Annotated in this window: 16 protein-coding genes; 7 read left to right on the plus strand and 9 right to left on the minus strand. The window is 51.8% G+C overall.

The window, feature by feature from the left end; genetic code table 11:
• Nucleotides 1-233: 233 nt before the first annotated feature.
• Complete coding sequence (locus ACKPCT_RS06295; protein WP_319568696.1) at nt 234-3053, minus strand: Calx-beta domain-containing protein; 2820 nt, start codon at nt 3051-3053, stop codon at nt 234-236.
• A 621-nt stretch (nt 3054-3674) separates the two neighbouring features.
• Here ACKPCT_RS06295 and ACKPCT_RS06300 point away from each other — a divergent pair.
• Nucleotides 3675-4715: a four-carbon acid sugar kinase family protein gene (locus tag ACKPCT_RS06300; protein WP_210186768.1), complete on the plus strand. Its 1041-nt coding sequence runs from the start codon at nt 3675-3677 to the stop codon at nt 4713-4715.
• A 69-nt stretch (nt 4716-4784) separates the two neighbouring features.
• A complete protein-coding gene (locus tag ACKPCT_RS06305; RefSeq protein WP_244544720.1) occupies nt 4785-5477 on the plus strand; it encodes a FadR/GntR family transcriptional regulator in 693 nt (230 codons plus the stop codon).
• Nucleotides 5478-5658: 181 nt separating this feature from the next.
• On the opposite strand, the gene pdxA is transcribed toward ACKPCT_RS06305, so the two are convergent.
• From pdxA to ACKPCT_RS06335, 6 genes are all read right to left on the minus strand, one after another.
• A complete protein-coding gene (gene pdxA, locus ACKPCT_RS06310) occupies nt 5659-6645 on the minus strand; it encodes a 4-hydroxythreonine-4-phosphate dehydrogenase PdxA (RefSeq protein ID WP_319568697.1) in 987 nt (328 codons plus the stop codon).
• A gap of 57 nt (nt 6646-6702) precedes the next feature.
• Complete coding sequence (locus ACKPCT_RS06315) at nt 6703-7665, minus strand: phosphoglycerate dehydrogenase (RefSeq protein WP_319568698.1); 963 nt, start codon at nt 7663-7665, stop codon at nt 6703-6705.
• Entirely contained in the window at nt 7665-8549 is an 885-nt protein-coding gene (locus ACKPCT_RS06320) for a dihydrodipicolinate synthase family protein (protein WP_319568699.1), read from the minus strand. The genes ACKPCT_RS06315 and ACKPCT_RS06320 overlap by 1 nt, the downstream gene beginning before the upstream one ends.
• Before the next feature lie 4 nt (nt 8550-8553).
• Nucleotides 8554-10056, minus strand: a complete 1503-nt coding sequence (locus tag ACKPCT_RS06325; RefSeq protein ID WP_319568700.1) for a tripartite tricarboxylate transporter permease — start codon at nt 10054-10056, stop codon at nt 8554-8556.
• Between the two features lie 120 nt (nt 10057-10176).
• On the minus strand, nt 10177-11142 hold the full coding sequence (locus ACKPCT_RS06330) for a Bug family tripartite tricarboxylate transporter substrate binding protein (RefSeq protein WP_090073757.1): 966 nt from the start codon (nt 11140-11142) through the stop codon (nt 10177-10179).
• A gap of 39 nt (nt 11143-11181) precedes the next feature.
• The gene (locus ACKPCT_RS06335; protein ID WP_090073759.1) at nt 11182-11643 is read right to left on the minus strand and encodes a tripartite tricarboxylate transporter TctB family protein; all 462 of its coding nucleotides are present in this window, start codon (nt 11641-11643) and stop codon (nt 11182-11184) included.
• 399 nt (nt 11644-12042) lie between these two features.
• Here ACKPCT_RS06335 and ACKPCT_RS06340 point away from each other — a divergent pair, with 399 nt between their 5' ends.
• From ACKPCT_RS06340 to ACKPCT_RS06360, 5 genes are all read left to right on the plus strand, one after another.
• Complete coding sequence (locus ACKPCT_RS06340) at nt 12043-13161, plus strand: iron-containing alcohol dehydrogenase family protein (RefSeq protein ID WP_319568701.1); 1119 nt, start codon at nt 12043-12045, stop codon at nt 13159-13161.
• A gap of 211 nt (nt 13162-13372) precedes the next feature.
• Nucleotides 13373-14089 carry an alanyl-tRNA editing protein gene (locus ACKPCT_RS06345; protein WP_090073762.1) on the plus strand — a complete coding sequence of 239 codons (717 nt, stop codon included), beginning with the start codon at nt 13373-13375 and terminating at the stop codon, nt 14087-14089.
• 324 nt (nt 14090-14413) lie between these two features.
• Nucleotides 14414-14761 carry a carboxymuconolactone decarboxylase family protein gene (locus tag ACKPCT_RS06350; protein WP_090073764.1) on the plus strand — a complete coding sequence of 116 codons (348 nt, stop codon included), beginning with the start codon at nt 14414-14416 and terminating at the stop codon, nt 14759-14761.
• 219 nt (nt 14762-14980) lie between these two features.
• Complete coding sequence (sseA, locus tag ACKPCT_RS06355) at nt 14981-15829, plus strand: 3-mercaptopyruvate sulfurtransferase (protein WP_319568702.1); 849 nt, start codon at nt 14981-14983, stop codon at nt 15827-15829.
• Between the two features lie 202 nt (nt 15830-16031).
• The gene (locus ACKPCT_RS06360; RefSeq protein WP_175528093.1) at nt 16032-16682 is read left to right on the plus strand and encodes an outer membrane protein; all 651 of its coding nucleotides are present in this window, start codon (nt 16032-16034) and stop codon (nt 16680-16682) included.
• A gap of 119 nt (nt 16683-16801) precedes the next feature.
• On the opposite strand, the gene ACKPCT_RS06365 is transcribed toward ACKPCT_RS06360, so the two are convergent.
• Both ACKPCT_RS06365 and ACKPCT_RS06370 read right to left on the minus strand, forming a co-directional pair.
• Entirely contained in the window at nt 16802-17596 is a 795-nt protein-coding gene (locus tag ACKPCT_RS06365) for an amino acid ABC transporter ATP-binding protein (RefSeq protein ID WP_090073768.1), read from the minus strand.
• An 18-nt stretch (nt 17597-17614) separates the two neighbouring features.
• On the minus strand, nt 17615-18919 hold the full coding sequence (locus tag ACKPCT_RS06370; RefSeq protein WP_319568703.1) for an amino acid ABC transporter permease: 1305 nt from the start codon (nt 18917-18919) through the stop codon (nt 17615-17617).
• Nucleotide 18920 lies beyond the last annotated feature (1 nt).

The following is an 18920-nucleotide window of genomic DNA, read 5'->3' on the forward strand; positions in this document are numbered from 1 at the left end:
ATTTGGGTCTGTTGGTCTGTTTGTTGCAGAAACTATTGGAAACACCAAATCAAGTAAAGCAATTGATGATTAGCAACATATAGGCGTGAAAAATCCACCTCCTTTTTCGAGAGAAAGAAGGAGAGATCGAGGCGTATATGGCACCGTGATTTTATGAAATGAGAGCGCGCTTGTTGACAGCGATCTATTGCCATCTCTGTCAACTAGCGACAGACACGTCGGGTTACGACGGGTTACAATGTGATATCCAATCCATCGAGTGAAGTCAGATTGACCAACTCAATTTCGAAGTCGGCAACAGCATCGCCGTTATTGTCCGCGAAAAGCATGATGCTTGAGCCCGAGGTCTGGATCCAGACAGCGTTGGCGCTAGCTCCTGCACTGGAAAATTGGAAGCTATCATTTCCTGCCGCCGACAGGTTGGCATCAATGCCAGAGAGATCAATCTGATCTTCCCGGCTCTCGAAGAGGTAGATCATGTCATGCTGGGCTGCGCCCGCCCGGCTATCATTGATGCTATTGAAGACAAAGGTATCAACTGCATTGTCATTGCCTGCATACATTTTGTCGGCTCCGGCGGATCCTATCAGTCTGTCAGCACCCGCGCCCGCATAGAGCTGATCGTTGCCCAGGCCCCCGTTGAGGATGTCATTGCCATTTCCACCATTGAGTATGTCGTTGCCCTGATTGCCATTGAGACGATCATTGCCCAGCTGCCCGTTGAGACGGTCAAAACCGGTGCCGCCATTAAGAGTGTCGTTTCCTCCCTTGCCATTCAACGTATCATTTCCGGCAAGGCCATTAAGGCGGTTGTTACCCATGTTGCCATTCATGATATTGGCTTGCATGTTGCCGGTGCCGTTGATGTTGGCGTTGCCCGACAGGGTCAGATGCTCGATATACTGACTGTTGGCCTTGAGATTGTAGTTGGTGGTGCTGAAGACACGATCGATTCCCTGCCCGGCGAGCTCGTTGATCTTGTCGTTATAGGCGTCGACATAATAGGTGTCGTTGCCGCCATTGCCCGACATGGTGTCCAAGCCTGCTCCACCATAGAGGCGGTCATTATGGGCGCCTCCAAACAGCGTGTCGTTGCCGTTGCCGCCATAGAGCACATCATTGCCATTGCCACCAAACAGGCGGTCATTGCCCTGATTGCCGTTAAGGGTGTCATAGCCATTGTGGCCATAAAGACGGTCATTGCCGGTGCCTCCTATGAGGGTATCAGCCCCGCCCCTGCCGTAGAGTGAGTCATTTCCCGCGAGGCCATTGAGCCGGTTGTTGCCCATGTTGCCATTCATGATGTTGGCTTGCATGTTGCCGGTGCCGTTGATATTGGCGTTACCCGTAAGCGTCAGATGCTCGATATATTGGCTGTTGGCTTTGAGATTGTAGTTGGATGAACTGAAGACACGGTCGGTGCCTTCTCCGGGCTGTTCGTTGACCTTGTCGCCATAGGCGTTGACGTAATAGATGTCATTGCCCGCATTGCCTGACATGGTGTCCAGACCGGCTCCGCCATAAATTCGGTCGTTGCCCGCGCCTCCAACAATCGTGTCATTGCCTGCATAACCGAAGATAGTGTCATTTCCCACGCCGCCAGACAGACTATTGTTTGCCGCATTGCCGCGGATGGTCTGGTTCGTTACATCCGTATTCTGGATGGTAGCAATGCCAGTGGAATCCGCGCTTCCATTGGCAATGCTGCCATTGGGCGTAACGACGAGAGAGAAGATTTCATCTCCCTCACTGACCGTGTCATTAAGGAGCGTAACGCCAACAGACGCGACGGTCTGGCCCGCAAGAAAGGTGACCGTTCCGCTTTTGGCAACATAATCCTGTCCAGCCGTCGCAGTCCCGTTTTCCGTGCTGTAACTGAGTGTAATATCCGAGCTGGATGGCTGAGAAAGTTGCAGTTCGAAAAACACCAGCTTGCCGCTGGTCGTGCCTTCGCTGACGACCGGATCGGAAACAAACAAAGAGACGTCGGTTGCGCTGCCGTCGTCATCCTGAATGATGCCCGTGGCAGAAATACTATCTTCGCCTCCTGCCAAAACGGCGTTTGTTGGCTCATACAGAACGACAGAGAAATTCTCGTACTTTTCAACGTCCGAATCCGCCAGAATAGAGATGATTACCTGTCGCTCTGTTTGCCCAGGTTCGAATGTGATCGTATCATACTTGGTGTAATAGTCGCTCAATGCCGTAGCGCTGCCGTCTTCGCGTGTTGTTGCTCTGACGGTAACGGTGTCGCTGGATGGCTCGGAAAGTGTAACCGTGAAATAGAGATAGGTCTGGTAGTCTGCTTCTTCCATCACACCGCCGGAAAGGGAAACGACGGGCTGGTTTCCCGACCCAGCATCGTCATCGAGTAGATAGGCAGTGCCCGTGGAATCCTCGACAGAATTTGCGATGCTAGAGTTTGGTGTGACAACAAGGTTGAAAAACTCATCCCCTTCGGTGGTGGTGTCGCCAGATATATCCACTGCAATGGTGGCGACGGTCTGGCCCGCTTGAAAGGTTACTGTTCCGCTTTTGGCGGTATAGTCAACGCCTGCGACAGCAGAGCCATCAACGGTCTGATAGGCCAGAGAAATACTCGACGTGGGTGCCTCGGAAAGACGGATCTCGAAGACAGCTTGCTTGGTTCCGCTATCCCCTTCATGGATGATCGGGTCAGAGACAAACAGAGCAAGATCGGAACCGCTGCCATCATTATCCTCGATAATGCCGGTGGCCGTCATGCGATTTTCTCCGCCTGCCAGCGTGGCATTGACAGGGTTGGTCAGTACAACGGTAAAGTTCTCGTCTGCCTCATCTATAGAGTCGCTTTGAGAAAAAATGTAGAACGTCTTTTCAGTTTCGCCTGCAGCAAACGTCAAGGTGCCAGAACCGATATTCACGTCGTCCTGAATGCGGGCGCTACCATCTTGCAGTATGCCCCAATCGACGGATACCTCCGAAGTGGATGCTTCCGAGAGGGTGGCGGTGAAAAGAAAGGGAAATGCTTCTGTGCGAGACAGACTGGCAATGGAGATAATGGGATCCGGCATTCGTTACTCTCTCAAGTGTCAACCAACTGATATGGTGGCAATTGATCCTGTCAATCCTGCCAGCGAAATTGCAGGAGAGAACTCGGTCTGAGCCTTTGGGAAATCCGGATGCATTTTTAAGCGCAGCGCAGCTCAGAAGTCAGAAACAATTGGTTTTTTCGATCTAAAGTTACGTCGTACATACACGTACACAGTAAGGGCAAAGGGTTCATGATGCAAACTTGATTTGAGAAATTCTAAATTAAATTCAAAAAATGGAGATCTATCCATCTCGACTTTGTTGTTTGAAAACAATGGTATAGCTTTCAGTTATGGTTTTGTGTATCACTACTTAATTTCTTAAATTTTGAAATGTGATTATCTAAACTGTGCTGGGTAATAGTTACCTTTTGCCTCTGGGAGAACATCTATTTTTCGTTCTGACAAAGAAACCTTTAGCGTAATAATTGCAGCCAAAGAACCGGTGCTTCTCGACTTGCAAATTTGTCAATAAAATTTTCTTTACACATGGGTACGGCTAAATGCGTTGTTGGATTAAGGCACAGAACATGCTATATTTTTCAAATCAAATATCCCGTGCATCACGTGGAATTCAAAATTAACAAATATATGGGTCTAGACGTGAAGTTAGTTATCGTTGCTGACGATTTGACAGGGGCGCTTGATAGTTCTGTTGCCTTTGCGGATCGTGGCCTGAAAGTTCTCTGTGCCTTGTCTGTTTCCGAGTTGCCTGCGGCTATGTCCGAGGGGGCCGATGTTGTTGCCGTGTCCACGGGTTCCAGAGAAATTTCTCAGGAAGATGCTGTTTCTCGTGTGAAACAGGTATTGTCGATGATCCGATCCCACGAGGGTGCGCAATCACTTCGCATTTTCAAAAAGGTCGACAGTCGCCTCAAAGGGCATGTGGCCGCTGAGATCAAGGCGCTGGGATTTGCAAGTGATCAGACACTGATTTGTCCGGCTATTCCGCGTCTGGGGCGCTTTGTCGAAAACGGGCTTCTGGTTGGCGCAGGTGTTGATACGCCCATTGCTGTCACTGACATCGCAGATTTACCGGAAACATGCGGTCTTGATGCTGCTACGCAACAAGACATCGAGGCTGCCATTTCAGGATTTGCAGATGATGGCCTGTTTGTTGGTGCAGCTGGCCTTGCCGAAGCGTTGGCGAGCAAAATTGCACCCGATCCAAGAACGGACGCTATGCCTGCGCCTGAGGCCCCTGCCCTGTTTGCCATCGGGTCACGCGATCCTGTAACTCTGGCCCAGCTTGGAACGTTCAACATTGTTGGGGCGCCAAACGGGGTTGTGCCAGAGCCTGCCGCATTGCAGAAGGATGTAAAGGTCATCCAGATGACGCCCGGTGAAACTGTTATTTCGGGTCAGGAAGCCGGAGACCTGTTTGCCGACGGTATTTCTAAATGGATTGCACACGCAAAACCCCGCACATTCCTAGGATGTGGGGGAGAAAGTGCCGCAGCTATTTGCGCGCGCTTGAATATCGGAATCTTACAAGTTCTTGGTGAGGTGCTGCCAGGCCTGCCCATGTCGAAATCCATTGGAAGCGGCGATCACTTGTATATCATAACGAAATCAGGTGGCTTTGGGTCTAAGGACACACTTGTAAATTTGGCGTCAAAGCTAGTAAAAGACAGAATGAATTAATGCCAGAGGTTTAGAATCGTGACTCAGAGCAGTGAAGCCAATGAAACAAAGAGCCGGCCAAGAAGGCTTTTGGCTGACAAGGTGTATCACACCCTGTTCAGCCGGATTTCAAATGGCGACTATCCAGTCAATCAACGCATGCCGTCGGAACATCATTTGTCTGAAGAACTCGGTGTCTCCAGGCCGGTGCTGCGCAGTGCTCTTGAAAAGCTTCGCAAGGAAGGCATGATCTATGCCCGGCAAGGTGCAGGTAATTTCGTGCGTGCGCCTTCTGTTTCTCCGGTTGGCTTTGCGCGGGTGGAAACGCTTGCCGATATCCAGAGATGCTATGAGTTCAGGCTGAATCTTGAAACAACCTCTGCTGTTCTGGCTGCGGAGCGGCACAATAAGGCCATTCTTACCGATATGGAAGAAGCTTTGGAAATGATGCGGACAGCAACCGGCAGTCTGGTCCACAGGGAAGATGCCGACTTTGCTTTCCATATTGCTATCGCTAAAGCTTCAAACAACCACTATTTCGAAACGGCGATGCGTGCCTTGCGCGAACATATCTATGTGGGCATGCAGATGCATGGGCAATCCCTGCTTAATGAGGGTGGTAAGGCGCTTTATCATGTGTTTGAAGAGCATGATGAAATCTATCAGGCTATCAAGAATCACGATAGCCAGCTGGCTTCATCCCTGATGCGTGCCCACCTTGAGCATTCGCGGGATCGTTTGTTTGGTGGTGGCCTTATTGATCTGACAATGCCGGATCAGTAACGCATTATTTTTTGTAATTGAGCATCGAACATGAGCGCGGAGATCATCAGGTCTCTGCGCTTTTTCTTTGTCTGTTGCGGCACATGCTTGTGGCACACCCGAAGGAAGGTAAAAAAGAGGGAGCCCGAAGGCTCCCATAAAGGTGGATTAGTTTGAATAGGGATCAGGAGAAAAGGTGATATCACCGTTTGTCCCTAGTTGCCGCAAGCTTGCTTGCGTAATCGAGGGTGCTCAGCATATTGACGTGATTTGCCTTGCCGGTACCCGCGATGTCAAAGGCCGTTCCGTGGTCTACGGAGCAGCGATCAATTGGCAAACCGAGCGAAACATTGACCGCTGAATCAAAGGCAATGATCTTGATCGGGATGTGGCCCTGATCGTGATACTGCGCAATGACAAGGTCAAAGGCGCCGTTATGTGCGCGGTGATAGACGGTATCGGCCGGAACTGGTCCGACAACATTGATGCCTTCTTTCTGCGCCATTTCAACGCCGGGCAAGGTATGCTCGTCATCTTCATCGCCGAAGAGACCACCTTCCCCGCAATGGGGGTTGATGCCTGCAACAGCAATGCGCGGATTGTCATATCCCATCCGCTTGAAGTGCTTGTGGCCCATGCGGATGGTGTCAAGTACGCGTTCAGGCGTGGAGCGCTCGATGGCGGTCTTGAGAGACACATGGGTGGAGATATGCAGCACGTTCAGTGTTTTGGACGCCAGCAACATGAAGGAGCTTTTCGAGCCGGTCAGATGGGCCAGCATGCCGGTGTGACCATCATAGTGATGGCCGGCAGCGTTGAGGGCGGCCTTGTTGATCGGTGCGGTCACAATGCAGGCAGCTTCGCCAGCTTGCACCATGTCAACAGCCTTCTTGATATACTGGAAGGAAGCTTCGCCACAGGCCGGTGACAGAACGCCGAATTCGCCGGGCAGTCCTTCAATTGGCAGATGGATGACGGCCAGAGACCCTTCCTGACCCACAGTGCCATGCGCGTGCAATGGTAGGTCCACTTTGCTCACCGCGATTGCGCGTTCCAGCGTGTCCATGTCGCCGATAACAGCATACTGGGCTCTCTGTTCGGCAGAAAGCGCTGCCATGGCTTTTACAGTCACTTCCGCGCCTACGCCGGAAGGATCGCCCATGGTGATGACTACCGGGCTGTTAGACATGTCTCTCTCCTTAGAATAGAAACGGAGGGCTTTGCAGCCCTCACCTGTTTTTCTTACCTATTTCAGGTCGCCGGCATTGAGGCAACGCTTCGGCATGCCGCCTTCCATGATGGTGGCAATGTCTTCAACGACCATCAAGCCAACATTCTCAACTGCTTCCTTAGTATCGGCACCGGAATGCGGGGTAAAGATCGCATTGGGGTGGCTAAAGACCGGATGAGAGGTTTCAGGTGGTTCCGTGACATAGGCATCAATGGCAACACCGCCCAACTGGCCGCTATCCAGAGCCGCAGCAATGGCGTCCAGTTCAACAACTTCACCGCGGGCAAGATTGATCAGTTTAGCGCCCGGTTTCATCTTGGCGATGGTATCCGGGTTGATCAGTGCTGCATTGTCCTTGCCGCCGAAGATATGCAGGGACACATAATCGGATTTGCCCAGCAGGTCTTCAAGAGACAGGATTTCGATGCTGTTCTCTTTGGCGAATGCCATGTCAGCATAAGGATCGGTTGCAACAACCTTCATGCCAACGCCGATGGCCAGTTTGGCGAGGCGTTTGCCGATGTTGCCGAGGCCTACGATGCCCAGGGTCTTGCCGCCAAGCTGAGTGCCAACGCGGCGTTCCCATTTGCTACTGGTCACGCAAACATGCCCCTGCGGGATGAAGCGGGCCATGGCATACATGAAGCCGACTGCGAGCTCTGCAACAGCGTCTGCGTTCGCGGCAGGCGTGTTGCAAACCGGCATGTTTTTGGCGGAGCAGGCTGGAATGTCGATATTGTCGACCCCTACCCCATGCTTGATGACGGCCTTGAGATTGTCCGCACCGACCAGTGTATCCGCAGTGACAGGAACCAGACCGACAACAAGGATGTCTGCATCTGCGATCTGCTCGGAAACACCGCCGTCCGGTTTGGAGGTGTCATCACAGCGCACGAGATCCCACCCGTGAGCCGCGATTTCATCTGGCACCCGGCCATGTTTGCCAAAGCCGGGTGAAGTGGTGAGTACCTTAACCATTATTTGATCAGCTCATATTTCTTGAGAAGGGCTTCAACCTGTTTGTCCTGCTCAGGATCTGGCAGAAGGGCTGGCTGACGGGAGGCACCAACAGAGTGATCCATGACCCACAGGGCACGCTTCACCATGGCTGGAGGGAAGCCGAGGCCATAGAGGTCTTTACGGAAGTTGCCGTAGATTTCCTGTGCTGCTGCAGCGCCCGCTTCGTCGCCAGCATTGAAGCAGGATACGATCTTGGCAAGCACTTCAGGCATCACGTTGCCGAGGCCGGAGATGCAGCCAGCAGCGCCATTCTGCAAAGCCCAGTGAACCAGATGGTCAGGGCCAGAATAGACGTCAAAGCCTTCTACGTCCTTGCCAACCTGCATGTAAGCTTCCAGCGTTTCTTGCTGACCACCAGAATCCTTGATGCCGGCAATGTTCGGATGGGACGAAAGCTTGCGAGCGGTTTCCGGCTCGATATGGTTCTGGGTACGTGCCGGGATATCATAGAGATAGATCGGCGTGTTGACTGCGTCAGCAACCGTCAGATAGTGACGTTCCAGACCGTCCTGTGTGCAGGCGATGAAGAAAGGCGCAATGACTGCGATACCATCAACACCAATACGGTCGAATTCTTTGGCAAGCTTGACCGTTTCAAAGGTTGCAGGCATGCCAGCATTGACGATGACTTTGCATTTGCCTTTGGCTTCGGAAACCACTTCGTCAGTCAGGCGTACCTTTTCGTCAAAGGTCAGGGCTGAGAAATCGCCGTTTGTGCCTGCGCACAGGATGTTGTTTCCTGCTTCGATCTGCCGACGTACCTGGGCGCGGGTTGCTTCGTAATTAAGTGTCTCGTCTTCGTTAAAGCATGTGACGAGTGCAACATATGCCTCTTTGGTCATGGGGTTACTCCGTTGGGTTTGTGGCTTGCTTGGAATTTTTGGAATTCGCAATAGCCTTGGAAATGAATGGCCAGCCAAGTGACAGAATTGTGAGGCCAATGAACAGAAGGGTGATCGGGCCGGAGATGAATTCAATTACATTGTCACCGGTCTGAAGAAGACCGCGGCGCAGGTTTGATTCCATCATTGGGCCAAGGATAAGGGCGATACACAGGGCAGCCTGACTGAAGCCGAATTTCTGCATACCCCAGCCCAGAACCCCGAAGCCTACCATCGTCAGCAAGTCGACCTGGTTCAGGTTGATCGAGAAGGAACCGATGAAGCAGAAAATGACGATGGAGATCGTGAGCATTCTGCGTGGAACCATCAGGATCTTAGAGAAGAGCGGGATGAGCGCCATGCCGAAGATGAACATGAAGATCGTTGCGATGAAGGTGCCGCCGAAGATGCCGACGACAACGTCCGGGTTGGTCTGGAAGAGCATCGGTCCGGGAGCGAGGCCCTGGATCATCAGACCGCCCATGAGAACGGCAGTCACAACATCGCCAGGAACGCCAAGGGCAAGCAGCGGGATAAGAGCCGAAGCGCAAACCGCGTTGTTGGCGCTTTCGGTTGCGGCAACCCCTGGGACGTGACCGGTGCCGAATTTCTCCGGCGTTTTTGAAGAGCGACGGGCTTCGTTATAGGAAATCCAGGAGGCGGTGCCAGAACCTGTGCCCGGTACGATACCGATAAAGGTACCGATCAGGGAACCGCGGATCAGGGCCGAGGCACTTTCTTTCATTTCCTGCATTGTTGGCCAGCGTCCGGTCACGTTGGTGATGATTGAATCATCCTTGGTGGACAGGCGTTCGAGCTGGGTGAAAACTTCAGACAGAGCGAACAAGCCAATCAGGGCTGGTGTGAAGGCAAAGCCGGAGGCAAACCCATTGATGCCGAAGGTGTAGCGCATGACGCCGGAAATCGGGTCTGCCCCCACACAGGCGATCAAAATGCCAAGCAAACCCGAAATAGCCCCCTTCACCAGATCGCCAGAGAGCGATGCAATGATGGTCAGGCCGAAAAGAGCAAGGGCAAAATATTCCGGAGCACCGAATTCCAAAGCGACGCTGGCGAGCTGCGGGGCAAGCGTTGCGAGCACAATGGCTGCGATGAGGCCGCCAACGGTAGAGGCGATGGTCGCCATTCCGAGGGCCTTACCCGCCTGCCCTTTTTGAGCGAGTGGATAGCCGTCAAGCACGGTGGCTGCAGAGGCTGGCGTGCCGGGGGTTCTAAGGAGAATGGACGAAACACACCCACCATAGATGCCGCCAATATAAATGCCGATCAACATGTTCAGGCCCATGACGGGCGTCATGCTGAAAGTGAGGGGAATGAGCAGGGCAACACCCATTGTGGCAGTCAGGCCAGGCAGGGCGCCGATTACCAGCCCGCCCAAAGTGCCCAGAGCAATCGTCCAGAGTACTTCGAAGTCAAGGAGGGGTGCGAGATAGGAGAGCGTGTCCATGGTCAACTTTCAGGCAAATCTGCTGAAGTCTTCGTCTTCAGACGTGACAGTTGTTTTCGTTGGAGTCTGGAGCGCGGGGACCGCGCTCCAGTAATAGTCGGCTTGAGCAAGCGATTTGGCTTACTTGTTCATGCCCAGCATGCCGAGGTCTTCGAGGACCTTCTTGGCAACGTCACTGTCGTTGTGAACGCGCTTTTCGAAGGTTTCAGCGTCTTCGTAGGTTACGAATTCGCCCATGTCGGTCATCTTCTGAATGAATGCAGGGTCAGTTGCGACGGTTTTAACCGCGTCACGCAGCCATGCCAGAGCATCGGCGTCTACATTCTTCGGAGCGATCAGGCCTTTCCAGGAAGACCATGTGAAGTCAACGCCCTTTTCGACTGCCGTCGGGGTGTCGGGGAACAGGTCGATGCGTTTTTCTTCCATGACGAACAGAGGCGTCATCTGGCCAGCGTCAGCAGCAGCTTTGGCTTCTGCCGGTGAGGCAACCATGGCATCGATATGACCGCCGATGCAGGCTGTGCGGGCTTTGGAAGAGCCCTGGAACGGGATAGACTCGATCTTGATGCCGGCTGCTTCAGCGAATGCCTCTGCGGAGACCTGGTTGGCACCGCCAGCACCGGAGTTGCCGACTTGCGGCTTCTTGGATTTTGCATAGTCTACGAAGCTGTCAAAATCGGTGAACGGTGCGTCTTTACAAGCAACCATTACCTGCAGGGAACGAGCAAACAGACCAACAAAGTTGAAGTCGTCTACTTCATAGTCAGCGCCGCCAATATGTGGCTTGATGGCGATCGGACCCTGAGCAGCAGCGCCGAGGGTGTAACCATCAGGACGACCATGAACGGCTGCAGATGTACCGATAGCACCGCCGCCACCTGGCTGGTTACGGATAACCATCTGTTTGTCTTCGAAGTTCTTTTCGAAGATGTCAGCGAAGACACGCAGGGAAAGGTCGGTAGAGCCACCTGCGGAGTAAGGGACAATGACCTGAATAGGACGTGCCGGGAAATCTGCTGCGGAGACTGTGCCAGCGGCCATGACTGCGGCAGCTGCGACGGAAAGGGTGAGTAGTGATTTTTTCATTCTTTATCCTCCCGAGAATGAACGGTTTGGCTATAGGGTTTATGGCAGCCAGACCGACAGAAGTTCTGTGAAGCCATAATAGACGGCGAGTGTCATGATCACCGGGAACAGGGCAAAGACGAGCCAGCGTCTTTCGCCAAGCAACCAGAGACCAACGAAGAAGGTCACGAGTGTGGCTGGTATGTAGCCGATTGGATAAAATGCGATTGCATAGGCGACCAGAAGGAGTACGAAAGCCAGCATGATGAGCAAAGTGTGCGCATCAGGCATAGAAATGGTCTTGGCTTCTTCCCCACCCGCTTGGGCTTTGGCGCGAAAAATCAAAAGAAGAGATAAGAGCGCGGTGCCACCAATCATGAGCCATGGGACCATGGATGGGCCGGCAACTGAACTGCTCATGCCGCTTTTGATGTCCAGCGTTAGCCAGGCTGAGATAGCGCAGAAGATCAGCAAACCACTGCCAATCCACATGTCGCTTTTGGGTTCCGATACTGTCGACATTTAGTCCTCCAATTAGGGGCGAGGCTGGTTGGCCCCACAGGTCTCCTCGGACCTTGATGGCTACCATGCTTACAATCTGCCAATTTGTCAACTTAAATTGTATCGCCTAGCGAATAGTATAGGTGCTTCTGTTGGCGTGTGTGAATTTATAGTCCTTTACCGTTGATAGAAAAACTCTTCTATATCATTGAATAATAACTGAAAAATTCGATTGTTGATTTGCAATGCTGGTATGCATTTCGTGTTTGGTGGGTTTAATGGTTGGAATTTACATGTAAATACAAGATTGACAAATATTCTATTTGGGCGCAATTTGGGCGTTGAGTTTAATAAAGAGACGGGTGTTTTCATTCGTTCATACAGATATCCGGAAGATCTTCGTTGGGAGGAATTCAACTGATGCTAACCCTTACATCTCCACTAGAAATGCAGTTTCCATCTGTCATCAGGTTTGGCGAAGGGACCATTGGTACCCTTGCTGACTGGATCAAGCAGAAGGGATATAAAGCCCCCTTCGTTGTCGCAGATGCTGTCAATGTTGCGCGACTAGATCTTCTCGGGCTGGAAAATGTTACCTGTTTTGGTGATGTTGTGCCGGAACCTGATATTGCCAATATGGAAAAGGCTGTTGAGGCTGCCGCCGGTTGCGATGTCGTTATCGGGTTTGGTGGCGGGTCTGCCATGGATCTTGCCAAGCTTGTAGCTGTTCTCGTTTGGCAGGATGTCAAATTTGACGATATCTCAGGCCCTCACCGCGCCCTCCCCCGCAAAGTCGGCCTTGTTCAGATTCCGACGACTGCCGGTACTGGCTCTGAAGTTGGCACGCGCGCATTGGTGACCAATCCGGAAACCATGAGCAAGGTTGCAACGGAAAGCGTCCATATGCTGGCTGACCTGGCCATCGTCGATCCCACCATGACCATGACGGTTCCTGCCATGGTAACTGCGGCAACGGGTGTTGATGCCATGGCCCATTGCGTAGAAGCTTTCACGTCCAAACGCTCCCACCCGATCATCGATAGCTATGCGCTGCAGGGTATTGAACTTGTTGGTAAATATCTCAAACGTGCGGTTGAGGATGGTTCAGATGCAGAAGCCCGCACGGGCTTGGCTCTGGCTGCTTTTTATGGCGGTGTTTGTCTTGGTCCGGTCAATACGACCTCGGGGCATGCCATTTCCTACCCTCTGGGAACGCGCTACAAACTGGCGCATGGCATCGCAAATGCGCTGATTTTCCCGCATACGCTGGCTGCCAATGCACCGGCTGCACCTGAGAAGACCGCTAAGGTTTGCAAGGCTCTGGGCTTCACCGGCACCACGACACCAGATGTTCTGGCAGGGGCTCGTTCTTTCTGCGAAGCGCTTGGGCTTGACATGCGTCTACGCGCACATGGCGTGCCAGAAGAAGACCTCGCTTCCATGGCGAAAGAAGCGCACGACATTCGTCGCCTGCTCGACTGGAACCCTGTTGATTTGTCTGTTGCCGATATCGAGGCGATCTATCGTCAGGCTTACTAAGCAATAAGCAACCATTCTGGTTCACTTCCTCCCTTGTGAACCAGCTGAGCGCTCTCTTCAGTCCTCCAAGACAGAGAGCGCTTTTTTTTGCCATTTTTCTTGGTGAGATGACGTCGATTGCAGTCCCTTGCTCTTCTCTCATGGCCGTGCAACAGTGTGAATACTGCAGTCCTGCAAACAATTTTCATAGACAATTTGTGAGGCAATTCCCGTGACCAAAGATCTGTTTCGTGATGATTCTTACCTGACCGGCTGCGAAGCCAAGGTCGTTGATATAAGGGAAGATGGATCCATCGTTCTGGATCAAACCGTATTCTACGCCATGGGGGGTGGGCAGCCTGGGGATGCGGGCGTTCTTACAGCGGCCGATGGCACAAAGGTCGATGTCGCAACGACGTTAAAAGACAAGGAAAGTTCTGATATTCTTCATGTTCCGGCCGAAGGTCAGGGCCATTCATTGTCTGTGGGCGACACTGTGAGTTGTGAAATCAATTGGGATCTGCGCTATAAATATATGCGCTTTCACACGGCTCTGCATTTGCTCTCTGTTGCAGTTCCCTACCCCGTGACTGGTGGTCAGGTCGGTGAAAAGGAAGCGCGCCTCGATTTCAAGTTGCCCGATCCTGATTTTACAAAAGAATCTCTCACCGAAATGCTAATGAAGCTCATCAATCAGGATCACGAGGTCTCAACCCGTTGGATCTCTGATGAAGAGCTTGACGCCCAGCCAGATCTTGTGAAGACCATGTCTGTTCAGCCGCCGCGTGGGTCTGGCAAAGTTCGTCTGGTTGCAATTGGCGACGTGGATTTACAACCCTGTGGCGGGTCTCATGTCAAGAAAACATCCGAGATTGGTGCCGTTGTTGTGTCCAAGATTGAAAATAAGGGTAAACAGAATCGCAGAATTCGAATCAAATTCGCCGACTGAATATAAAGTTGGGCTGGGCTTCATTTAGTACTGTCTCAATTATTGAGACTGGCTTGCGTCTCTTTATCGCGATATTGTTAGTTCAAAACTGGACGCGCCCCGTCCAATCATATGTTAAACAGCGTTATAGTGTTCAGCAGATGCCTGAGATGGACAGGTGTTGATTATGCGCATTCGGGGAATCATAAATCCAAGTTTTAAACAAGCAGAACAAATACTCAATATTTGTACCTGAATATGTTTGAAACTATTGAAATAACATGCAGGAGCGCGTAATACATTAGTCGACCATCATGGTTCACAATTCTAAAAATGAGGTTCGTAATGGCTTCCGATTACAAACAAATGATGAAAGACGTTTCTTCGCAGGTTGCGGTTCTGAAAAAGGACCAGCCAGACACCATCGCCGGATTCTATGCCATGGCTGGTGGAGCGACCAAGAATGGCGCGCTTGACGAAAAGACCAAAGAGCTGATCACCCTGGCAATTGCTGTTGCCTTGCGCTGCGAGCCTTGCATGGCTTTCCATACTGCTGCATTGGTTCGCCTTGGTGTCACCAAGGAAGAACTCGAAGAAACACTCGGTTGCGCCATTTATATGGGCGGCGGCCCGGCTCTCATGTATTCTGCCCATGCAATGGAAGCATTCGAACAGCTTTCCAAAAAGGATTAATCGATCCGGCAGTTCGAGTATTTTTCAAAGACAGAAAGGTCGGCCTGCGCCGGCCTTTTTTGTGTTTGGTCGTCAGCGCTGGGTCGCTCTTTCTTTTTAGTCGTGATTTGTTGTTTGCAAAGATGGTGTCTGCCATTGATAAAATGCTATGCATTGGAATGACTTGTCACCGCTCTTGGCGGCAGCTTGTCGTCAGAGGAAAAGTGTCGGAGAATAAACATGGCTGAGCGTACGAAGTGGTTGGTGGATTCGGAATGGTTGGAAGCGCATCTGGATAGCCCTGATGTCGTTATTCTAGATGGCTCCTGGTATTTGCCTCAGCTTGAACGTGATCCTAAGGCCGAATTCAGGCGTGCGCATATTCCGGGTGCGCTGTTTTTCGATATTGACGAAATTGCAGACTTGTCTACGGATTTGCCGCACATGTTGCCAAGTGCAGAATTGTTTAACGCCGAAGTCTCTAAAATGGGAATCAGTGATGGCCAAACCGTGGTGGTTTATGATGGGCTGGGACTAAGCTCCGCACCGCGCCTTTGGTGGACCTTCCGCGTTATGGGTGTCAAAGACGTTTATATCCTTGATGGGGGGCTGCCGAAATGGAAGGCTGAGAAAAGGCCGGTTACGGATGAGATCCGACCACGCGCGCGCGGTCGTTTCAATGCACAGTTGGACCATGGGGCCGTGCGCAATTTTGATGACATGCTCAAGGCGATCAAGGATGACGGCGTAGAGATTGTTGATGCGCGCTCGGAAGAACGTTGGCGTGGGATTGCACCTGAGCCCCGCCCTCACCTGTCCTCTGGTCGCATGCCTGGCTCAAAGAATGTTCCCTTCAACGGCCTTATCGATGATAACGGCCAATTGAAGGATGTTGCGTTTTTGAAAGAGCGCTTTATTGAGGCCGGTGTCGACCTGTCCAAGCCCATCATCACCTCGTGCGGTTCGGGTGCGACAGCTGCGATCCTCTTTCTAGCACTCGACACAATGGGGCAGAAAAAGCTTTCACTTTATGACGGTTCTTGGACAGAATGGGCCTCAAGGGACGATAGCATCATCGAAAAAGACTAGCATTTTTACGGTTTTCCACCGGATAACTTCATAATTTTGCTTTGATTTGACGGTTTCAGCATGACAGATGTTGCAAAGTTGTCACGGCGGAGTGTCGTCACATTTATGGCTTATTTCGACCACTTTAGGAACAAGTCTCACTGCTAAACGTTAGTCTCTTACGTAATTCACACGAGAAGACAACAAACTAGCGGTGATGAATATGAAAAGAGTAATTATTTCAAGTGCGGTTGTTTTGATGGCTGCGACCGGGGCCAGCATGGCTGCTGACCTGCCGCAATCTGATCCCTACGTAGCGCCTCCGGCTCCGGCTGAGGTCATGGCGGGTAATCCATGGGAAGGTGCTTATGCCGGTGTTGCACTTGGCGGCATCTGGAGCGAAACCAACTCCAATGGCGGTTCTGCTTCTGTGGATGGGGACGGTATGACACTTGGTGGTTATGCTGGTTACAACATGGTTTATGATCATGTCGTGTTCGGCCCTGAATTGCTCGCCAACTACAATACTATCAACGACAAAAGCGCAACCACTCGCTTTGAAAGCAACTGGGACGCCGAATTGCGCGCCCGCGCAGGCTATGATATGGGCTTCTTTATGCCTTATGCAGCCGTTGGCGTTGGTTTTCAGGATGCTGAACTCACCAACCTTGCAACGGATGCAAATGACGACAATGTCCATACCTTTGTCGGTCTGACCGGTGGTGTGGAAGCCATGGTTGCTGAAAATGTATCCATGCGTGCAGAGGCCGGTTACCGTTGGTCTGATGACAAAACCTACAATATCGGTGGTGCCAGCACCAAGACAGATATTGATGGCGCGGTGGCAAAAGTCGGCCTGACCTATCACTTCTAAGATCGCGCTATTTGCGACAGAGCCTGATTGGCTCACCTGACCTTTGTATTTTGAAAAAAAGAGCCCGGGCATTTGCCCGGGCTCTGTTGTTTCTGCCAAGATTATCCAGAGGTTTGTTTCTAGTGAAGAATCTGGCTAAGGAACAGCTTGGTGCGTTCATGCTGAGGATTGGTAAAGAATTCCTCAGGCTCGTTCTGTTCAACGATCTGGCCTGCATCCATGAAGATCACGCGGTTGGCGACCTGCCGGGCAAAACCCATTTCGTGGGTCACACAGAGCATGGTCATGCCTTCTTCGGCCAAAGAGACCATAACGTCGAGCACTTCCTTGATCATTTCAGGGTCAAGGGCTGATGTCGGCTCATCGAACAGCATGATGCGCGGATTCATGCAAAGCGAGCGAGCGATCGCCACACGCTGTTGTTGACCACCGGAAAGCTGTCCGGGATATTTCAGGGCCTGCTCCGGAATCTTGACGCGTTCCAGATAGTGCATGGCAATCTCTTCGGCTTCCTTCTTGGGCATATTGCGTACCCAGATTGGAGCCAGCGTCAGGTTTTCCAAGATTGTTAGATGCGGGAAAAGGTTGAAGTGCTGGAACACCATGCCCACTTCCCTGCGGATCTCGTCGATCTTTTTCAAGTCGTTGGTCAACTCGATACCATCGACAATAATTTTGCCTTCCTGATGCTCTTCAAGACGGTTGATGCAGCGGATCATCGTCGATTTGCCCGAGCCGGAAGGACCGGCAATAACGATGCGTTCGCCACGCATGACTTTCAAATTGATGTCTCTGAGTACATGGAAGTCACCGTACCATTTGTTCATACCATCGATTTCGATGGCAACATCGGTCTCGGAGATTTGCATTTTTTTGACTTCGGCCGGAGACGCTTCGACTGCGTTGTCACTCATTTTATTACTCCTGACTGCTTATCGTTTATGACCGGTGTGCAGCCGGTTTTCCATGAAGATTGAATATCGGGACATACCGAAGCAGAAGATCCAGAAGGTCATAGCTGCAAAGAGGTAACCCGTATGTGATGTAACAGGGGTCGACCAGGTTGGATCAGTGAAGGAGGATTGTACCTGCCCCAGAAGATCGAACAGACCAATGATCAAAACCAGTGTCGTATCCTTGAATAGCCCGATGAAAGTGTTCACGATGCCCGGAATGACGAGTTTGAGAGCCTGCGGCATAATGATCAAGCCGGTAGACTGCCAGAATGTCAGACCAAGAGCGTCTGCCCCTTCATACTGTCCTTTGGGTATGGCTTGCAAGCCTCCTCGAACGACCTCCGCCATATAGGCAGCGGAGAAAAGGGCCACACCGATCAACGCACGCAACAACTTGTCGAAATTGACGCCTTCCGGCAGGAAAAGCGGAAGCACGACAGACGACATGAAGAGCACCGTAATGAGTGGTACGCCGCGCCAGAACTCGATAAAGATTATCGACACCAAGCGGACAACCGGCATCTGGGATCTGCGGCCAAGTGCCAGCACGATCCCCAAAGGCAAGGATGCCACAATGCCGGTGATCGCAATGACCAGGGTAACAAGGAATCCGCCCCAGTTTGCCGTTTCAACGGGTTCCAGTCCGAAATCGATGGACATGACCGCATAAATGATGGCAATGCCGACTCCGATGGCCGACAGGGTCAGAAGAACCGGCTTCATCTTGCCTTGCGTGGCATAGGTGATCAATGCTCCCAATCCCAGAACAATCGCAAAGCCGACAATAAAGCCAACGATATGATCTTCAAAAGACAGGTTGCCACCCGACAGCAGAATGAATGTCATGACCGGGAAGACCAGCAACATGAACAGAACGTTGGCCCGCTTGAACGGAACAGACGGGATTAACGTTGGAATGAGACCTAGTACGCCGACGATGAAGACGATATTGACGCGCCAGATTTGGTCATCAGGATAGCGTCCATAGACGAACTGCGGGAAATAGGCCTTCACATAGGCCCAGCATGCACCATGAGCAGCGCCATTGGCGATGCAGGCTTCTCGGTCGGAGCCTTCCCAAACGGCATTGAGCAGGGCGAAGGGAATGATTGCGCTCAGGATCTGATAGATCACAAAGATACCGAACAGCGTCAATAAGGCATTCGGGATCGAGGATAGGAGATTCTGATGCATCCAGTAGAGCGGCCCTTGCGATGAAATCGGGGCAGACCGCTCGTCGAGCATTTCCTTACGGACAAAGGAGAATGGTTTTTGTGACATG

The sequence above is a fragment of the Cohaesibacter marisflavi genome, assembly GCF_963665895.2.
Lineage (GTDB): Bacteria > Pseudomonadota > Alphaproteobacteria > Rhizobiales > Cohaesibacteraceae > Cohaesibacter > Cohaesibacter marisflavi.